We start from the raw sequence: 18,670 nt of genomic DNA on the forward strand, positions 1-18,670 counted from the left end.
AGAAAGGACGCCAGTGAGCCAGGTTGGAAGATCGATTCTGCTGGTCGACGATGACCAGGAAATCCGCGAGCTGCTAGACACCTACCTCAGCCGATCAGGCTTTCAGGTGCGCACCGTTGCCGACGGTGCGCAGTTTCGCGAAGCCATGAGCAACGATTGCCCCGATCTCGTCATTCTCGATGTGATGCTGCCTGACGAGGACGGCTTTAGTCTTTGCCGTTGGGTGAGAGGGCATCAGCGGTTGGCACAGATGCCTATCATCATGCTGACCGCCAGTTCAGATGAGGCTGACCGAGTGATCGGTCTGGAGCTGGGTGCCGACGATTACCTCGGCAAACCTTTCAGTCCGCGGGAGCTGCTGGCGCGGATCAAGGCGCTGTTGCGTCGGGCCAACTTTGGCCAGGAACGCGGCAGTGACGTGCGGGCCTTCGATGAGTGGCGACTGGATATGGTCAGTCACCGGTTGTTTCATCAAGACGGTGAAGAAGTGCTGCTGTCCGGCGCCGATTTTGCCCTGCTCAAGCTGTTTCTGGATCACCCGCAACAGATACTGGACCGCGATACCATCGCCAACGCCACCCGGGGTCGTGAGGTCATGCCGCTCGAGCGAATCGTCGACATGGCGGTCAGCCGCCTGCGCCAGCGGCTGCGTGACACCGGAAAGTGTCCACGATTGATCCGAACCGTACGGGGCAGTGGTTACCTGCTCGCCGCGCAGGTGGCACCGCATCATGACGCGCTCCGTTAAGCGCCGCTGGTCGCCTGTTCCACGCTCACTGCTCGGCCGCATGCTGTTCCTGACGCTGCTGGTGGTGCTGATGGCGCAGGCGCTGTCCAGTTTCATCTGGGTATCGCAGCTTCGCGCAAGCCAGATGGAGGGGCTGCTGACCAGTGCCCGCAGCCTGGCGCATTCGATGGCGGCCAGCGTCAGCTATTTTCGTTCGCTGCCACTGGGCTATCGGCCCCTGGTGCTCGACCAGCTGCGCAGCATGGGCGGCACGCGCTTTTTCGTTTCGCTGAATGACAAGCCGCTTGAGATGCGAATCCTGCCGCCAACCGAGCGCAAACAGGCGGTGTTGGCGCAGGTGGATGAGGTGCTGCGTGAGCGACTCGGCAAACATGTCGACATGTCGGTCAGCTTCGTCAGTCCCGATGACCTGCGGATTTTCAATGGCGGTCTGAAACTGGACGAGTTGCCCCGGTCTTGGGCGCATTACGCACTGAGTCTGGAGCCACTGAACCCGCCGGTGCTGGTCACCCAGATTCAGATTGCGCCGGACGAGTGGCTGTATCTCGCCTCGCTGATGCCGGCTCCGTATGTCAGCCTCGAGAACGAGGGAGTCCCCACCCAACAGATCTGGTTCATTTTTCTGACCAGCAGTTTTCTACTGCTGTTCATCGGTATTCTGGTGCACTGGCAGAGTCGACCGCTCAAGCAACTGGCCCAGGCCGCACGCGAGATGTCGCTGGGTAGCGAAGTTGAATTGTTGCCCGAGGCTGGAGGGAGCGAGGTGGTAGAGGTCAGTCGCGCCTTCAACAGCATGCGTGAGCGTATCGGGCGTTACCTCACCGAACGTAGCCAGTTGTTCAGTGCGATCTCGCATGATCTGCGCACACCGATCACCCGGCTGCGGTTGCGTGTGGAGTTGCTGGAGGACGAAGCCTTGCAGCGTAAGTTCAGCCGTGACCTGGACGAGCTTGAGTTATTGGTCAAAGGCGCGCTGCAGTGTGTCAAGGACACTGATATCCACGAAAACATCGAACCGCTGGATCTCAATCTGCTGCTCGATTGCGTCACCGAGCCATATCTGGCGCCTGGAGGCAATGGTCGCGTCACGGTTCAGGGCCGGGCCTGCGCACCCTATGCCGGCAAGCCGCTGGCGCTCAAGCGCTGCATCGGCAACCTGCTGGACAATGCGTTGAAGTATGGCGAGCGTGCCAATCTGCTTATCGAAGACGGTAACGGAACCTTCGTCTTGCATGTTGATGATCAAGGGCCTGGGGTGCCTGAAGCCTGGTTGAAGCAGGTATTCGAACCGAACTTCCGCCTCGCTGCCAAGCAGCCCGGTTACGGACTTGGTCTCGGTATCGCACGCAATATCGCCCATGCTCATGGCGGTGAGGTCAGCCTGCGCAATCTGCCTGCCGGCGGGTTACGGGTGACCCTGAGCCTTCCGCGGACGACCGATTGAACCCGTCTCGTAGGCGCGGCACCTCAACGCGTTACAAAGTCCCGAGCTTTGTAACGAAACGGTGACCAATCACTATCCCTTCGTTACCCGGCGCGATGTGCCGCGCGCCTAGAATCGGTGCAGCGCAAGCAAAGACTTGCATCGATAACAACAAGAAAAGGAACCCCAATGAACGCGATTCATCGTCTGGTTACTGCTGTTTCCCTTGCTTCTCTCGTTCCTTTTGCCCACGCCGGCGAAGTCGAAGTGCTGCACTGGTGGACCTCTGGCGGCGAAAAGCGCGCGGCTGACACGCTGCAGCGCCTGGTCGAGGAAGAGGGTCACACCTGGAAAGATTTCGCCGTTGCCGGTGGTGGCGGCGAAGCGGCCATGACCGTTCTCAAGACCCGCGCCGTTTCTGGCAACGCACCTGCAGCTGCTCAGATCAAAGGCCCTGACATTCAGGAGTGGGGTGAGTTGGGCCTGCTGACCGACCTCAACGAGGTGGCGGAAAAAGCCAATTGGGACGAACTGCTGCCCAAACAAGTATCGGCTGCGATGAAGTACGACGGTGACTACGTCGCCGTGCCGGTCAACGTGCACCGTGTGAACTGGCTGTGGATCAACCCGGACGTGTTTGAGAAAGCCGGCGTTGAACCGCCGAAAAACCTCGACGAATTTTTCGCAGTGGCCGACAAGCTGAAAGAAGCGGGCTTCATGCCACTCGCTCATGGTGGCCAGCCCTGGCAGGACGGCACCGTCTTCGAAGATCTGGCGCTGGCCATCCTTGGTCCTGAGGATTTCCGCAAGGCATTCGTCGAGCTTGATCGTGACGTGCTGACGGGCGACAAGATGGTCAAGACTTTCGAGGCGCTGAAAAAGCTGCGCAGCTACGTCGACAACAACGCGGCGGGCCGTGACTGGAATAGCGCGACGGCCATGGTCATGAACGGCAAGGCCGGCATGCAGATCATGGGCGATTGGGCCAAGAGCGAGTGGAGCGCAGCCAAGAAAATCGCTGGCGACCACTACAAGTGCGTGCCGTTCCCGGGCACTCAGGGCAGCTTCGCCTACAACATCGACTCACTGGCGATGTTCAAGCTGAACAACGATGACAATCGCAAGGCCCAGCAGGATCTGGCCCGGATTGTTCTGGAGCCTGAGTTCCAGCAGTTCTTCAACCAGAACAAAGGCTCCATCCCGGTCCGCCTGGATCAGGACATGAGCGAGTTCGATGCCTGCGCCCAGCAATCGATGACGGACTTCAAGCAAGCGGCTCAGGGCCCGGGGCTGGTGCCCAGCCTGGCGCATGGCATGGCGGCGTCGAGCTACGTTCAGGGCGCTGTGTTCGATGTCGTGACGAACTTCTTCAACGACTCGTCCGCCGACCCGAAAAAGGCTGCCCAGCAATTGGCAGCTGCGATTCAGGCGGTCCAGTAGCGCCACGGGGCGCGGACCCTCGCGCCCCGTTTCAACACCGATCAAGCATTGACTCCCCCGCGGCCGAGCTGTCAGTCGGCCGCGACGGGAACGGCTTGTTCGAAATTCGTAACGGGCCTCGAAATCAGCGCGCTCTGATCACGACTGTAACGGAACCTGTAAACAATCGGAGCCAACCATGAGCTCAACAGCCGTTTTCACCAAGGCTTCGCCGTTGGATGCGCTGCAGAACTGGCTGCCCAAGCTGGTGCTGGCGCCAAGCATGCTGATCGTTCTGGTCGGCTTCTACGGCTACATCCTGTGGACCTTCCTGCTCTCGTTCACCAATTCAAGCTTCATGCCGAGCTACAAGTGGGTTGGGCTGCTGCAGTACGAGCGGCTCTGGAACAACGATCGCTGGTGGGTGGCCAGCAAGAACCTGCTGGTATTCGGCGGGCTGTTCATCACGATCAGTCTCGCGATTGGCGTGTTGCTGGCGGTGCTGCTGGACCAGCGCATCCGCCGCGAAGGCTTCATTCGTACCGTCTACCTCTACCCGATGGCGCTGTCGATGATTGTCACCGGCACGGCCTGGAAGTGGCTGCTGAACCCCGGCCTGGGGATCGACAAGATGCTGCGTGACTGGGGCTGGGAAGGCTTTCGTTTCGACTGGCTGGTGGACCCGGATCGCGTGGTCTATTGCCTGGTGATTGCAGCCGTATGGCAGGCCTCGGGTTTTGTCATGGCCCTGTTCCTCGCCGGCTTGCGCGGCGTCGACCAGTCCATCGTGCGCGCCGCACAGATCGATGGCGCCAGCCTGCCGAGCATCTACCTGCGCATCATCCTGCCCAGCCTGCGCCCGGTGTTTTTCAGCGCACTGATGATCCTTGCGCACATCGCCATCAAGGCTTTCGACCTGGTGGCGGCCATGACCGCAGGGGGGCCGGGCTACGCCTCCGACCTGCCGGCCATGTTCATGTACACGCACACTTTCACCCGCGGGCAGATGGGGCTTGGCGCCGCGAGCGCGATCCTCATGCTGGGCGCGGTGATGGCGATCGTCGTGCCCTATCTGTATTCGGAATTGAGGAACAAGCGCCATGACTAGCCATGTAAGGCAAAAGCGCCTGACGATCAGCCGAGTGGCAATCTACACAACGCTGCTGGTCGCCGTTGCGGTATATCTCATACCGCTGGTGGTCATGCTGCTGACCAGCCTGAAGACGCCCGCAGACATCCGCACCGGCAATCTGCTGTCGTGGCCGGAAGTCACGACTGTGATCGGTTGGGTCACGGCGTGGGATGCCGTCGGCGGTTACTTCTGGAACTCGGTCAAGATCACCGTTCCGGCCGTCATCATCTCGACACTGCTCGGCGCACTGAATGGCTACGTGCTGGCCATGTGGCGTTTTCGCGGCTCACAGCTGTTCTTCGGGCTGTTGCTGTTCGGCTGCTTTCTGCCGTTTCAGGTGATCCTGCTACCAGCGTCCTTCACCCTCGGGCAACTCGGGCTGGCCAATACCACGCCGGGGCTGGTGCTGGTGCATCTGGTCTATGGCCTGGCCTTCACCACGCTGTTCTTCCGCAACTTCTATGTGAGCGTGCCGGACGCGTTGATTCGCGCAGCACGTTTGGACGGTGCGGGATTCTTCACCATCTTTGCGCGGATCCTGCTGCCGATGTCGATCCCCACGATCATGGTCTGCCTGATCTGGCAGTTCACCCAGATCTGGAACGACTTCCTCTTCGGTGTGGTGTTTGCCAGTGGCGACACGCAGCCGATCACCGTGGCGCTGAACAACCTGGTGAACACCAGCACGGGCGTCAAGGAATACAACGTCGACATGGCCGCGGCGATGATCGCCGGGCTGCCAACACTGCTGGTGTACATCCTCGCCGGCAAGTATTTCCTGCGCGGGCTCACCGCCGGCGCAGTCAAGGGGTAGGAGAATAATCATGGCCGCACTCGAACTTTGTAACGTCCGCAAGAGCTATCCCGGAAGCAATCACGACACGCTGAAAGACATCGACCTGAAAATCGACGATGGCGAATTCCTGATCCTTGTCGGGCCTTCCGGTTGCGGCAAGTCGACCTTGATGAATTGCATCGCTGGGCTGGAAGAAATCACGGGTGGAGAGATCCGCCTCGATGGCGCAGACATCAGTGGGGCCAGCCCGAAAGATCGCGACATCGCGATGGTGTTTCAGTCCTACGCCTTGTACCCGACCATGACCGTGCAGGAGAACATTGCCTTCGGTTTGAAGATGCGCAAGGTGCCGGCATCGAAGATCGAAGAGGAAGTTTCACGTGTCGCCAAATTGTTGCAAATCGAGCACCTGCTCGGTCGCAAGCCGGCTCAACTTTCGGGTGGTCAGCAACAACGCGTCGCCATGGGGAGGGCATTGGCGCGCCGGCCGAAAATCTATCTGTTCGATGAGCCGCTTTCCAACCTCGATGCCAAGTTGCGGGTGGAGATGCGCACGGAAATCAAGCTGATGCATCAGCGGCTCAAGACCACGACGGTCTACGTCACCCATGACCAGATCGAAGCAATGACCTTAGGCGACAAGGTCGCCGTGATGAAGGATGGCATCGTCCAGCAGTTCGGGACACCCAAGGAGATCTACAACAACCCCGCCAATCTCTTCGTCGCCAGCTTTATCGGATCACCGCCGATGAACTTCATCCCGCTGCGTCTGAGCCGTCAGGGCGGGTGGCGCGCGCTGCTGGAAAGCGGCCAGGACCGTTGTGAGTTGCCGTTGAACCTGGCGGATGGGCAATCGCTGGAAGGCCGAGAGGTGATCCTCGGCATACGTCCTGAGCAGATCAGCGTAGGCGTTGATGGGGATCTGCCCTCGCTGCGCGCCGAAGTGCAAGTCATCGAGCCGACAGGTCCGGACACCATGATCTTCGTCAGCCTCAACCAGACGAAGGTTTGCTGTCGGCTGAGCCCGGACGCCGCACCGAATCCGGGCGAGAGCCTGACGTTGCAGTTCGAGCCTGACAAGGTGCTGCTGTTCGATTCGCAGACGGGGGAGCGGCTGGGCGTTACGCCTGGCAACGGAGCTTCCGGTCGCAACGGCACCATCACCCGGCTGGTCGCGCGTTGAAGCAGTAATCCCAAGCAAAGTGCGGAAAAGGCCGGGTCGCCGTGTAACAGCGTACCGGCACCCGTCGCTTTGGGATGTTATTGATATTTCGATTGTTTTTAGCAGGTAGTGGCGATGGTCGCTGCTGGCGAAAACTCGAGCCGCAACAGGCAGCGCCGCTGATGCGGATCGATAGGAGAGCCATACCGGCTCAATCCAAAAGCAGTAACAACAATAAGAGCTAATTGGAGCGGATATGAAGAAAACGACACGCATAGGCCTCGCCGTCTCGCTGGCCAGTCTCGCTATACCGTTCACTGCGCAGGCCTTGGACTTCAACGGGTATGTGCGCAGCGGCATTGGCGAATCGACGGCAAGCGAATCGCAGGCCTGCTTCCAGCTGCCGGGCGCAGCGTCCAAGTTCCGACTGGGGAACGAGTGCGAGCAGTACGCCGAGCTGGGATTGCGTCAGAATCTGTTCACCATGGACGACGGGTCGGTCCTGAGCGTTGAGGGCATGGCTGCGCTCTACAACGAATACGACCACACCCCCAAGTTCACCGGCGACCATGGCTTTGCGCGCTTGGTGCAGGCCTACGCCGAATGGAGCAACATCGCGGCGCTTAACAATGGGTCGTTATGGGCCGGTCGACGCTTCTACAAGCGAAACGACATCCACATATCCGACTTCTATTACTGGAATCAGAGTGCTACGGGCGCCGGTATAGAAAACGTCGAAATTGGCGGGTTGGAATACAGCTATGCCTTTTCGCGCAAGGACAGCGTTTTCCAGGAAAATTACACCAATCGTCACGATTTCAACGTTGGCGGTTTTGATACCAACCCCGGTGGGGAGTTTCAGTTCGGCGTCAGCTACATCGATGACCCGGACCGTGGCGACTCAAACAGTGGCTGGTCGGTGACGGCTCAGCATGAGCAGATCGGGTTCCTGGGGGGCAGCAATACCTTCGCTGTTCAATATGGTGAAGGCCCGGGTACCGGGCTGGGTTACACCGGCGACGTGACGCTGGATGACAGCGCCAAGAGCTGGCGGGTCGTAGAGTTCTTCGACTGGCAGGTAACCCCGCGCTTCGGTGGGCAGTTCCAGGTCGTGTATCAGAAGGACAAGCGTCAGGATGGCGGCGATCAGGACTGGATATCGGTGGGTGTGCGCCCGGTTTATGCCTTGACCGAGCAGTTCAAGCTGGTGGCCGAGGTGGGGCACGATCAGATCGATGCTGAGGCCGGGACCCGCAAGCTGACCAAGTTCACCATCGCCCCGACCTGGTCACCCGCAGGGCCAGGGTTCTGGGCGCGTCCCGAGTTTCGCTTGTATTACACCTACGCCCAGTGGAACGACGCTGCGCAGGAGGCCGCCAATCTAATGGCCGCTGGCAGCGCCTTGTCGGAAACCGGTGCCTTTGGCAACGCGCAGCACGGCTCCAACTTTGGCGTGCAGGTTGAATACTGGTGGGATTGATCGACGCCATAGCCGTATTCGCTTAGAACCTCCTGATCGCCATGGCCTCTACTAGTCGTGAATGCAATGGCTGATCAGGAGGTGGTTTTGGGCGACAAGGCGAAGAATCCTTGCATCAGTATCTGCAAGCTCAAGGACGACATCTGCATCGGTTGCGGTCGCAGTCGGGACGAGATGAAGGCCTGGAAGGGCATGAAGAATAAAGAGCGCAAGGCGGTCAACGAGGTGGCCGCCGAGCGGCTTAAAAAGCTGGGCAAGGTGAAGAAGAAAAAGAAATGATCAGTGCTCTTCGCTTGGATAGCGGGTGGCCATCAGGCTTTCTTTGATCTTGCGCAGATGAGGCTGGAAATCCACCCCTCGCTTCAATGTCACGCCCGCGGCCAGTGCGTCGAGTACCGTCAATTGGATGATTCGAGACGTCATCGGCATGTAGATGTCAGTGTCTTCGGGCAGCGGAATATCCAGGCTCAATGTAGAGACCTTTGCCAATGGTGAGTCTGCTGCCGTTAACCCTAGAACAGAGGCGCCGTTATCCCGTGCGATGGTCGCGGCTTCCACCAGTTCACGGGTGCGTCCGGTGTAGGAGATGATCACGAATAGATCGCCGGTATGCGCGACCGAAGCCAGCATCCGTTGCATCAGCACATCACTGTGTGCGGTTACCGGCAGGTTGAAGCGGAAGAATTTATGCTGAGCGTCCAGCGCCACTGATGCCGAAGCACCAAGCCCGAAGAAGTGGATCTGCCGCGCCTGAATCATCAGATCGACAGCTTGGCTGATTGCCTGAGGGTCTATTGCCTGGCAGGCGCTGTCCAAGGATGCAATAGCGCTTCCAAATATCTTCCTCGTGTACGCCTCCGGTCCATCGTTCGCTTCCACGGCCCGGCTGACATAGGCCGCGCCGCTGGCCAAGCTCTGTGCCAGCTGGATTTTCAAGGCTGGATAGCCGGCCGCACCAAATGAGCGACAGAAGCGATTCACCGTTGGCTCGCTGACCTTCGCCGCTTGCGCCAGCGCGGCGATGCTATAGCGCGTTGCTTCTTGCGGGTCGCGAAGAATTACCTCGGCCACCTTGCGTTCTGCCTTGTTCAGCTCGTCGAGCCGATTCTTTATCTGTTCCAAGAGATTTTTCATGCGATCCATGTCTCTTCCTTCAGGGACTCATGCCCAAGGCTACGGATAGTAGCGAAATCGGCGTTCGAAAAAATCGGTGTATGTTGTTTTAATAACAACATATTGTGCTTAAACTGCGCATCTGAACCTCTCGCGCAGACTAATTTGGTTAATATAAAAATCATGCCTGCTATAACTGTTGACGCAACTACCTTCGCCTTGTTTGGCGCCCTCGGGGATTTGGCGCTGCGTAAGCTGTTCCCGGCACTTTATCAGCTCGATAGAGCGGGGCTGCTGAACAACGACACGCGCATCCTTGCCCTGTCGCGCGATCCGGGCGAGCCGGCGGCTCATCTCGAGCGTATCGACCAGGCGCTTCGTCGCTATGTGCCGGCTGCTCAGCTGGACGAAAGCGTTCTCAGCCGATTCCAAGGCCGGTTGGGCTATCTGACCATGGACTTTCGCAATGCGAAAGACTACGCGGCCCTGGCCGGAATGGTCGCGCCGGAAATGCCGCTGATTGCTTACTTCGCCACACCTGCAGCTGTGTATGGCTCGATTTGCGAAAACCTCGCAGCGGCCGGATTGGCCGAGCAGACGCGAGTTGTTCTGGAGAAGCCAATCGGGCACGATCTCGACTCCTCGCGGCTGGTCAACGATGCCGTTGCGCAATACTTCCCCGAGACCCGCATTTATCGGATCGACCACTACCTTGGCAAGGAAACGGTCCAGAACCTGATCGCGCTGCGCTTTGCCAACAGCCTGTTCGAGACCCAGTGGAATCAGCACCACATTTCCCATGTCGAGATCACGGTCGCCGAAACGGTTGGCATTGAAGGGCGCTGGGGCTATTTCGATCAGGCTGGCCAGCTGCGCGACATGATTCAGAATCACCTGTTGCAGTTGCTGTGTCTGATCGCCATGGACCCGCCGAGTGACCTGACCGCCGACAGCATCCGTGACGAAAAGGTAAAGGTGCTCAAGGCGCTGGCGCCGATCACATCCGAGCGTCTGTCCCGGCACGTCGTTAGGGGTCAGTACGTTGGGGGTTCGGTCGGCGGCAAGCAGGTGCCGGGTTATCTCGAAGAAGAGAACTCGAACGCCGAAAGCAGCACCGAAACCTTCGTTGCGCTGCGGGCCGATATCTGCAACTGGCGCTGGTCAGGAGTGCCGTTCTACCTGCGCACAGGCAAACGCATGGGCGAAAAGGTCTCGCAGATCGTCATCCATTTCAAAGAGCCGCCTTTCTATATCTTCGCGCCCGAGCAACGGTCGCTGATCAGCAATCGCCTGATTATCCGCCTGCAGCCGGACGAAGGCATTTCCTTGCAGGTGATGACCAAAGAGCAGGGCCTGGACAAAGGCATGCATCTGCGTAGCGGCCCGCTCCAGCTGAACTTCTCCGAAACCTACAAGAGCTCGCGCATTCCGGATGCTTATGAGCGCTTGCTGCTGGAGGTAATGCAGGGCAACCAGAACCTGTTCGTCCGCAAGGATGAAATTGAATATGCCTGGAAATGGTGCGATCAGCTGATCGACGGTTGGTCGCGCATCGGGGATGCTCCCAAGCCCTATCCTGCGGGTTCATGGGGGCCTGTAGCTTCTATTGCATTGATTACTCGTGACGGGAGGTCCTGGTATGGCGATCTCTGAACTCGATCTGCCCTCCGACGTAGTGGCGCACAGTCTCCCGGGGCCGGAACAGTTGGCGCAGGCGTTGGCCGATCGGGTTGCGGGGGCGTTGCAGTACGCCGTCAACAATCATGGCCGAGCAAGCCTGGTGGTGTCGGGCGGGCGGAGCCCGATCGCATTTCTCGAAGCGCTCTCCGTGCGCGAGTTGCCGTGGGCCAGGGTGCAGGTCAGCTTGGCTGACGAGCGCTGGGTCGAACCTGAAGACCCGGACAGTAATGAAGGTTTGCTCCGTCGACATCTTCTACAAAACGCAGCGGCCGAGGCCCAGCTTGTTGGTCTATATCAAGCCGCTGAGAGCCTGGAGCAAGCGGCAGCGCTCGCCAGCGAGAAGCTGTTGGGCTTCGCTCAGCCGATCGATGTGCTGGTGCTAGGGATGGGCAACGATGGGCATACGGCGTCGCTGTTCCCGAACAGCCCGCTGTTGGCAAAAGGCTTAACTGAAAGCGGTACTGACCTTTGCCTGCCAATGCTGGCGCCTGTCAGTCCCGAGCAGCGCATCAGCATGACCTACCCGCTGCTGGCATCGGCACGTGTTCAGTGCCTGGCGATTCAGGGCTCCGCCAAGCTGGAAACACTACGTCAAGCCATGCGGCTCGAACCTTTGCAGATGCCGATTCGCGCATTTCTGCATTCACCTCTAGAGATTTACTGGTGCCCGTGAGGCCCGAGGACTTTTCCATGACCATGGACCAGAAAAACGTGCTGATCGAGAAGATCTGTACCGAAGCTCGCATCCTGCCGGTGATTACCATTGGCCGCGAGGAGCAAATCCTGCCGCTGGCTGATGCCCTCGCTGCTGGCGGGTTGACGGCACTTGAGATCACCCTGCGTTCGGCACATGGGCTGACGGCCATTCGCCGCCTGCGCCAGGAACGGCCCAACCTTTGCGTCGGTGCCGGTACGGTGCTGGACAAGCGCATGATGGACGAGGTCGAGGCTGCTGGTGCTCAGTTCATCGTCTCACCGGGGTGCACCGATGAACTGTTGCAAGCCGGCGTCAATTGCTCCGTGCCTCTGCTGGCCGGCATCAGCAATGCATCCGATATCATGCGTGGCTACGCGCTCGGATATCGGCGCTTCAAGCTCTTCCCTGCCGAGGTGTGTGGTGGCGTTGCCGCGATCAAGGCGCTTGGCGGCCCGTTCGCTGACGTTCGTTTCTGTCCCACAGGTGGCGTCAACGCAAGCAATGCCGCTCAGTACCTGTCGCTTCCTAATGTCATGTGCGTCGGCGGAACCTGGATGATTGATGGCGCCGCGTTGAAGAGCGGGGATTGGGCTGCGATACAGCAGGCCACGGCTGAGGCTCTGGCCTCCTTGGCGAAAGGCTGACTGCAGACCGAGGCGCGCTGGGCGCGCCTCCTTTCTGGCTGCTAACCTTCTCGTGCTTCGGTAAACCGTTGCGCGTATAGTGCGCGGCCTTTCAATCGGAATTGCCACACCGGGAGGTGCCCAGATGACCGAGCACGAAGAAACAACCCCTCATATTGCCCACGGCGAAAAACTGCAGAAAGTACTGGCCCGTCTTGGCCTTGCCTCGCGGCGCGACGTGGAAAATTGGATCGCGGCTGGCCGAGTCAAGGTCAACGGGTCCGTAGCGACGCTCGGCCAGCGTGTCGATCTGCACGATGCGATTGCCGTCGATGGCCGCTTGCTCAAGCGTGAAGAGGCGGCCGAAACGGTCCGTCGCGTGCTCATCTACAACAAGCCCGATGGCGAGATCTGCACCCGTGACGATCCAGAAGGTCGTCCGACGGTATTCGACCGGCTGCCACGACCGAAAGAGGGACGCTGGATCAACATTGGTCGCCTCGACATCAACACGACAGGCTTGCTGCTGTTCACCACCGATGGCGAGCTGGCGAACCGTCTGATGCATCCCTCGTACGAAATGGACCGTGAGTACGCAGTGCGGGTGCGCGGCGAAGTCGACGAGGAAATGATCGAGCGCCTGAAGACGGGCGTCATGCTTGAAGACGGCCCGGCCCGTTTCACTGACATTCAGGAAGCGCCTGGTGGTGAGGGCTTCAACCATTGGTATCACTGCGTGGTAATGGAAGGCCGTAACCGTGAAGTCCGGCGCCTCTGGGAGTCGCAGGGTTTGGTGGTCAGCCGTTTGAAGCGTGTGCGTTTTGGTCCTGTGTTCATGACCTCAGACCTTCCAATGGGTCGCTGGCGTGAAATGTCCCAGAGCGAAGTTGATATCCTCAGTGAAGAGGTTGGCCTCAAGTCGGTGGCGTTGCCAGGCATGAAAGCCAAGACCAAGGACAAGCTTGATCGCATGCAGCGTAAAGTGGCCAAGCCTATCGGTCGCGGCGACCGTCGCCCCCGTGTGCTGCGGTCTTCACATGAAGCCGATGTGCCTGGGGATGCGGGGCGCGGCCGAGGCGCACGCGGTGATAAACCAGCACGCAAGCCGCGCGATACTGATGAGCGCAGCAAACCCAGCCGCGGCACACCCGTGGCGGAGCGGCCAAGCGCTGTTGGTCGCGACCGCGGCAAGCCGGCGCCTGCCAAGCGTAATGGCCCGGCAGCGACCGAAGGGCAACGTCCGGGTTTCGGGCGTGGTGATCGCTCCAAGCGGCCTTGACGGTGTAGCGAGAAGGGATAAAGAAAGGGCGAGGCCATTAGGGGCTCGCCCTTTTTGTTTGGCTGGCTTACAAAGACTTGTTGCTAAGCCGACGCAACGCGGATCAAATTGCGTCCATCTCTTTTGGCTTGGTACAGGGCTTGGTCAGCGCGACGCAGCAAATCGTCCTGAGACTCGCTGGGCTGGTAGGTAGCGCAGCCGAGGCTGGCTGATAGCTGGAGCTGCTTATCCCCGACCAGTAAGAAGAGGTTCTGAATGGCGGCTCTGATCCGTTCAGCCACAACAGCCGCAGCCTCCGACCCCGTGTTGGACAACACTAGAACGAACTCCTCGCCGCCAAAGCGAAACACCATGTCGACATTGCGTAGCTGCTCTTTGAGCAGCAGCGCGGTGGCTTTCAGGGCGGCGTCTCCCGCCTGGTGACCATAGGTATCGTTGAGGTGTTTGAAGTGGTCCATGTCCAGCATGATGATTGACACAGCTTGGCAATGGCGGCGCGACAGTTCGGTCTCTCGCGTCAACGCCTGGACCATGGCTGCGCGATTGCCAGCCCCTGTCAGCGGATCCTTGAGCGAGGCTTGAACGGCTTGCCGGTAAAGCAACGCATTGCGCAACGGGAACAGTAGGCAGTCAAGAGCATTTTCGAGCTGATCCAGAAGCGGATCGGCTACATACCTTGAGCTGAACAGGCGCAGCTCGCCAAGGCAATTCCCGCTATGGGAGAGCGAATAACTGACATCGAAGCCATTGGCCTCGCCAATTTGAAGCTGGAAGTCAGTGCCCAAGTGGCGGTACGAAAGGGCGCGCAGTGGAACCAGATGGCGGACCTCCTCGAAGAAGAACTCCAGTAGCCGGTCCAGCTCCAGGCTGGTTTGCAAACGCAACGTCAGATGTCTCAGTCGTTCGGAAAGGCCATATTGACCTGTCGACAGCGTCTTGCTGCAACTGATGTCCAAACGTCGAATTCGAGCGCTGCCGATGTCGACTGTAGAAGGGGTCTGCTTGTCTGCCAGCATGGGAGTGAACCTCAGAACGCTGCTTGCGTTGATAGAGGCTCTATAGCGAATATGATGCCAACTTAATAAGTCATTTAAAAACAAGCAGTTAGTTCTGGCTTTCAGGGCTGGAGGCAACAGGTTGCCAGCGAAACGGCAGCTTGATGCCAATTTGACATGTATGCCGCTGCCGTTGCGCCGGAAAACAGGCGCTCCTGCTGAGTGCTTACTGAGCGTAGAATGACTGTCCGTTGACGTCTCGACTGTCCGGGCCCATTAGATACAAGTAAGCAGGCATGATTTCAGCAGGCAGAGGATTTACTTCGGGATTCTCGCCGGGGTAAGCCTTGGCGCGCATGTCTGTACGCGTCGCGCCAGGGTTGATGCTGTTACTGCGCACGGAGCTGGTGCCGTCCAGCTCATCAGCCAGCACCTGCATCAAGCCTTCGGTGGCGAACTTGGAGACGGCATATCCACCCCAATAGGCTCGACCTTTCCGGCCGACGCTGCTCGAGGTGAAAATCACCGAGGCGTCATCCGCCAGTTTCAGCAGTGGCAGTAGGGTGCTGGCGAGCATGAAGGTAGCGTTCACGTTCACCTGCATTACGCGCATGAAGTTATCGCCTGACAACTGTTCGATCGGAGAGCGGGGGCCCACGATACCGGCGTTGAGCAGAAGCCCGTCCAGCCGCCCGAACTCGCGCTCGACGGTCGCGGCCAGTTCATCGTATTGATGCGGCAGTGCGGTTTCGAGGTTGAGCGGTATTACCACTGGTTGCGGCCAGCCGGCTGCTTCAATCTCATCGTAGACTCGGTTGAGGTTGTCCTCGTTTTTGCCCAGCAGGAGTACGGTCGCCCCATGTGCTGCGTAGGCTTTTGCGGCGGCTTCGCCAATTCCGCGGCCTGCGCCGGTGACCATGATGATCCGATCCTTGAGCAGGTCGGGGCGGGCTGAGTACTGGAACATCTGAAGCCTCGTAAGCAGATAGGGGCGATCGCCCACTGACGATTATCGTAAAAAGTATGCTGATGACTGTTGGCGATCAGTCGAGCCATCGCGACTCGAGAAACCTGCGCAGTTCAAGCGGGTGGTTGACCACCACATCCGCGCCCCAGGTATCCGGGTTGTCATCAGGATGGATATAGCCGTAACGTACGGCCGCCGTGCGGCTTCCTGCAGCTCGCCCGGACTCGATATCCCGAAGATCGTCTCCAACGAACAAGACGGTTGCAGGATCGAGGTCCAACTGGCTACAGGCCAACAACATCGGCTCAGGATCGGGTTTGCTTTTGCTGACGTGATCAGGACAGACCAGAACGGCGGAGCGAGCTGCAAGTCCCAATTGCTGCATGATCGGCTCGGCGAAACGTACCGGTTTGTTGGTAACCACGCCCCAGATCAGGTCGGCTTGTTCGATCTCGGTCAGCAGCTCTGCCATCCCTTCGTACAGCTGGCTCTCGACTGCACAATGCTGTTGATAGCGCTCCAGAAACTCCAGTCGGAGTAACTCGAACTCATTGGAAAGCGGGTCGACATCAAAAGCGCTGAGTACCATTGCCCGGGCACCACCGGAAACGACGTCACGCACCTGCTGGTCAGGTACGCGCTCGAGGCCGCGCGTCAGACGCATGGCCTGCGCCACGGCGATAAAGTCCGGCGCGGTGTCGAGCAGCGTACCGTCCATATCGAATAAAACCGCTCGCAGACGCATCATGCCTCCCGCAGTGTCTGGATCATGTAGTTCACGTCCACGTCAGATGAAAGCTTGTAGTGTTTCGTCAGGGGGTTGTAGGTCAGGCCGATGATGTCCTTCACCAGTAGCCCGACTTCGCGGCTCCATGCCCCAAGCTCCGATGGGCGAATGAACTTCCGATAATCATGCGTACCGCGCGGCAACAGCTGCAGCACGTACTCAGCGCCAATAATGGCGAACGCGTAGGCCTTAGGGTTACGGTTGATCGTCGAAAAGAAGACCTGTCCGCCAGGCTTCACCATCTTGTAGCAAGCTCGAATGACCGAAGCGGGATCCGGCACATGTTCGAGCATCTCGAGGCAGGTCACTACATCGAATTGTGCAGGCATTTCCTCGGCCAGTGCCTCGGCAGTGATTTGCCGGTAATCGATATGCAGTTCTGACTCAAGCAAGTGCAAGCGTGCAACGGACAGAGGCGCCTCGCCCATGTCGATTCCTGTCACGGTAGCGCCACGCTGAGCCATGGCTTCGCTGAGAATTCCGCCACCGCAGCCGACGTCCAGGACCTTTTTGCCGGCCAGCGAAACGTGCTCATCAATCCAGTTGACCCTGAGCGGATTGATTTCGTGGAGCGGTTTGAACTCGCTTTCGCGATCCCACCACCGATGGGCGAGGGCTTCGAATTTGGCGATTTCGGCGTGGTCGACGTTGCTCATGGTCTGTTCCATTTAGAAGCTTGAAGGGGGAGCTTGAGCTGCAATTGCCCATGTTGCCAGCTTTGGTCGGATGCGGGACAGCTAATAGAAGGCTTCGTGTAAGTCAGTTTGTCGCGGAGTTTCGGTTGAGGGCAGTCTCGCCTCAGTGTTTAGAGCCGATCTTGTTTCCCCACTCTTGGGCGGTGGCGATGAGCTGTTCCTCGTCCATGCGGGTCAATTGACGGTCGTCGAGCAGGTGCTTGCCAGCGACCCACACATGTCGCACGCAATCCCGGCTGCAGGAATAGATCAGTTGAGACACGGGATCATAGACAGGCTGCTGCGGTAGGCGCGATAGATCGAACGCTACAAGGTCTGCAAATTTGCCGACTTCGATGGATCCGGTATGGTCATCCAGCCCGAGCGCCCGCGCACCGTTGAGCGTCGCCATACGCAGTGCGCGATGGGCATTGAGCGCGGTCGCTGAGCCCGACACGGCTTTTGCAACCAGTGCAGCGGTGCGGGTTTCTCCCAGTAGGTCAAGGTCGTTGTTGCTGGCCGCCCCATCGGTACCGATTGCTACGTTGACGCCTGCTTCCCATAAACGCTCCACAGGACAAAAGCCGCTGGCCAACTTGAGGTTGGACTCGGGGCAATGGATCACGCTGCAGTTGTGCTCCACCAGCAGAGCGATGTCGTCATCGTTTACCTGGGTCATGTGCACCGCTTGGAAGCGCGGCCCTAGAAGCTGCAGGCGCGCCAAGCGAGCCAGTGGGCGCTCGCCATACTCGCGCATCGCTTCTTCTACTTCATTTGCAGTTTCGTGGACGTGCATATGAATGCCGATGTCCATTTCCGCGACCAGCGTGCGGATGCTTTCCAGCTTATCGTCGCCAACCGAATAGGGCGCATGGGGGCCAAAGGCAATACTCAAGCGCGGGTGGTGTTTGAGGTCGTCGAACAGCGCGACGCCTTTACGGAGCGCTTCGTCGGCGTCGCGTGCACCCGGTATGGAGAAGTTCAGCACCGGAATCGTTATTTGCGCGCGAATCCCGTGCTTGTGAGCAAGCTGGCTGACAACCTCAGGAAAGAAGTACATATCAGAGAAGCAGGTAATGCCACTTTGCAGCTGTTCCGCGATAGCCAGCTCGGTGCCTGCTTTGATGAATGCCTCATCGACCCACCGACTTTCTGCTGGCCAAACATGCTCGCGTAGCCACGTCATCAGCGGCAGGTCATCGGCCAGTCCTCGGAAAAGGGTCATCGCTGCGTGGCCATGAGCATTTACAAGCCCTGGCGCAAGAAGCATTCCGGAAAGGTCACGCGTTTCATTAGCGAGGTACTGATCGGCCTCTTCACGGGGAGCTATCAGCACAATGCGCCCGTCACGGATTCCCAGCGCATGGTTCTTCAGCACAACACCAGCTGGTTCGACTGGGACTAGCCACGTCGGAAGTAACAGCAGGTCGAGCGGCTCTGCAGGGATGCGCGGCATATCGATCTTCAGATGATAGAGATAAGCAAATGAGTGTAAGGCCTGGCGAACTCAGTTTGAAGAATCCAAGATAGATCCAGCGTTGATACATATATATAAGCAGCGTAGACAGCCTCGGCTCCTTAATCCAATCAAAGCTAAAACAATCGTTGACGTGGTTTTCTGAGTGCCTATAATGCGCACCTTCTCCGGCGCAGGCCTTTGGCGAAACCTCTTGTAAATCAAGAAGTTAGCGAAAA

General features: G+C 58.8%; 18 protein-coding genes. 12 read left to right on the top strand and 6 right to left on the bottom strand.

The genetic code is table 11. The features are described 5' to 3' along the window. The first annotated feature begins 13 nt into the window (after positions 1–13). The 8 genes from AAGW23_RS12085 (at position 14) to AAGW23_RS12120 (ending at position 8,439) form a co-directional block, all read left to right on the top strand. On the top strand, positions 14–748 hold the full coding sequence (locus AAGW23_RS12085; RefSeq protein ID WP_342406724.1) for a response regulator transcription factor: 735 nt from the start codon (positions 14–16) through the stop codon (positions 746–748). After that, entirely contained in the window at positions 732–2,192 is a 1,461-nt protein-coding gene (locus tag AAGW23_RS12090; protein WP_342406725.1) for an ATP-binding protein, read from the top strand. The genes AAGW23_RS12085 and AAGW23_RS12090 overlap by 17 nt, the downstream gene beginning before the upstream one ends. Positions 2,193–2,360: 168 nt before the next feature. Next, positions 2,361–3,611: an ABC transporter substrate-binding protein gene (locus AAGW23_RS12095; protein ID WP_342406726.1), complete on the top strand. Its 1,251-nt coding sequence runs from the start codon at positions 2,361–2,363 to the stop codon at positions 3,609–3,611. Positions 3,612–3,789: 178 nt separating this feature from the next. Beyond that, positions 3,790–4,698, top strand: coding sequence for a carbohydrate ABC transporter permease (locus tag AAGW23_RS12100; RefSeq protein WP_045427975.1), 909 nt, complete (start codon positions 3,790–3,792; stop codon positions 4,696–4,698). Continuing rightward, complete coding sequence (locus tag AAGW23_RS12105; protein ID WP_342406727.1) at positions 4,691–5,536, top strand: carbohydrate ABC transporter permease; 846 nt, start codon at positions 4,691–4,693, stop codon at positions 5,534–5,536. The genes AAGW23_RS12100 and AAGW23_RS12105 overlap by 8 nt, the downstream gene beginning before the upstream one ends. A gap of 10 nt (positions 5,537–5,546) precedes the next feature. Further along, positions 5,547–6,701 carry a sn-glycerol-3-phosphate ABC transporter ATP-binding protein UgpC gene (locus AAGW23_RS12110; protein ID WP_342406728.1) on the top strand — a complete coding sequence of 385 codons (1,155 nt, stop codon included), beginning with the start codon at positions 5,547–5,549 and terminating at the stop codon, positions 6,699–6,701. Between the two features lie 235 nt (positions 6,702–6,936). Continuing rightward, on the top strand, positions 6,937–8,160 hold the full coding sequence (locus AAGW23_RS12115) for a carbohydrate porin (RefSeq protein WP_342406729.1): 1,224 nt from the start codon (positions 6,937–6,939) through the stop codon (positions 8,158–8,160). A gap of 66 nt (positions 8,161–8,226) precedes the next feature. Further along, positions 8,227–8,439 carry a DUF1289 domain-containing protein gene (locus tag AAGW23_RS12120; RefSeq protein ID WP_342406730.1) on the top strand — a complete coding sequence of 71 codons (213 nt, stop codon included), beginning with the start codon at positions 8,227–8,229 and terminating at the stop codon, positions 8,437–8,439. On the opposite strand, the gene AAGW23_RS12125 is transcribed toward AAGW23_RS12120, so the two are convergent. Continuing rightward, on the bottom strand, positions 8,440–9,303 hold the full coding sequence (locus AAGW23_RS12125; RefSeq protein ID WP_102834485.1) for a MurR/RpiR family transcriptional regulator: 864 nt from the start codon (positions 9,301–9,303) through the stop codon (positions 8,440–8,442). A gap of 153 nt (positions 9,304–9,456) precedes the next feature. Here AAGW23_RS12125 and zwf point away from each other — a divergent pair, with 153 nt between their 5' ends. From zwf to rluB, 4 genes are all read left to right on the top strand, one after another. Next, positions 9,457–10,926: a glucose-6-phosphate dehydrogenase gene (zwf, locus tag AAGW23_RS12130; protein ID WP_342406731.1), complete on the top strand. Its 1,470-nt coding sequence runs from the start codon at positions 9,457–9,459 to the stop codon at positions 10,924–10,926. Beyond that, positions 10,913–11,626 (top strand): 6-phosphogluconolactonase, encoded by a 714-nt coding sequence (gene pgl, locus AAGW23_RS12135; protein WP_342406732.1) that lies wholly within the window; start codon positions 10,913–10,915, stop codon positions 11,624–11,626. Before zwf ends, pgl begins: the two co-directional genes overlap by 14 nt. Before the next feature lie 17 nt (positions 11,627–11,643). After that, positions 11,644–12,294: a bifunctional 4-hydroxy-2-oxoglutarate aldolase/2-dehydro-3-deoxy-phosphogluconate aldolase gene (locus AAGW23_RS12140; protein WP_342406733.1), complete on the top strand. Its 651-nt coding sequence runs from the start codon at positions 11,644–11,646 to the stop codon at positions 12,292–12,294. A gap of 124 nt (positions 12,295–12,418) precedes the next feature. Beyond that, positions 12,419–13,552, top strand: coding sequence for a 23S rRNA pseudouridine(2605) synthase RluB (rluB, locus tag AAGW23_RS12145; RefSeq protein ID WP_342406734.1), 1,134 nt, complete (start codon positions 12,419–12,421; stop codon positions 13,550–13,552). Between the two features lie 83 nt (positions 13,553–13,635). Here the strand turns inward: rluB and AAGW23_RS12150 are convergent, their stop codons facing one another. The 5 genes from AAGW23_RS12150 to AAGW23_RS12170 form a co-directional block, all read right to left on the bottom strand. Then, complete coding sequence (locus tag AAGW23_RS12150; protein ID WP_342406748.1) at positions 13,636–14,568, bottom strand: GGDEF domain-containing protein; 933 nt, start codon at positions 14,566–14,568, stop codon at positions 13,636–13,638. 205 nt (positions 14,569–14,773) lie between these two features. Then, the gene (locus AAGW23_RS12155) at positions 14,774–15,514 is read right to left on the bottom strand and encodes a YciK family oxidoreductase (RefSeq protein WP_342406735.1); all 741 of its coding nucleotides are present in this window, start codon (positions 15,512–15,514) and stop codon (positions 14,774–14,776) included. Positions 15,515–15,590: 76 nt separating this feature from the next. Continuing rightward, positions 15,591–16,259: an N-acetylmuramic acid 6-phosphate phosphatase MupP gene (mupP, locus tag AAGW23_RS12160; protein WP_342406736.1), complete on the bottom strand. Its 669-nt coding sequence runs from the start codon at positions 16,257–16,259 to the stop codon at positions 15,591–15,593. Further along, on the bottom strand, positions 16,259–16,957 hold the full coding sequence (gene ubiG / locus AAGW23_RS12165; RefSeq protein ID WP_342406737.1) for a bifunctional 2-polyprenyl-6-hydroxyphenol methylase/3-demethylubiquinol 3-O-methyltransferase UbiG: 699 nt from the start codon (positions 16,955–16,957) through the stop codon (positions 16,259–16,261). The genes mupP and ubiG overlap by 1 nt, the downstream gene beginning before the upstream one ends. Positions 16,958–17,099: 142 nt before the next feature. Then, positions 17,100–18,431 (bottom strand): TRZ/ATZ family hydrolase, encoded by a 1,332-nt coding sequence (locus AAGW23_RS12170; protein WP_342406738.1) that lies wholly within the window; start codon positions 18,429–18,431, stop codon positions 17,100–17,102. Between the last annotated feature and the right edge of the window lie 239 nt (positions 18,432–18,670).

It is taken from the genome of Stutzerimonas chloritidismutans (assembly GCF_038562055.1).
Taxonomy (GTDB): Bacteria; Pseudomonadota; Gammaproteobacteria; order Pseudomonadales; family Pseudomonadaceae; genus Stutzerimonas; species Stutzerimonas chloritidismutans_A.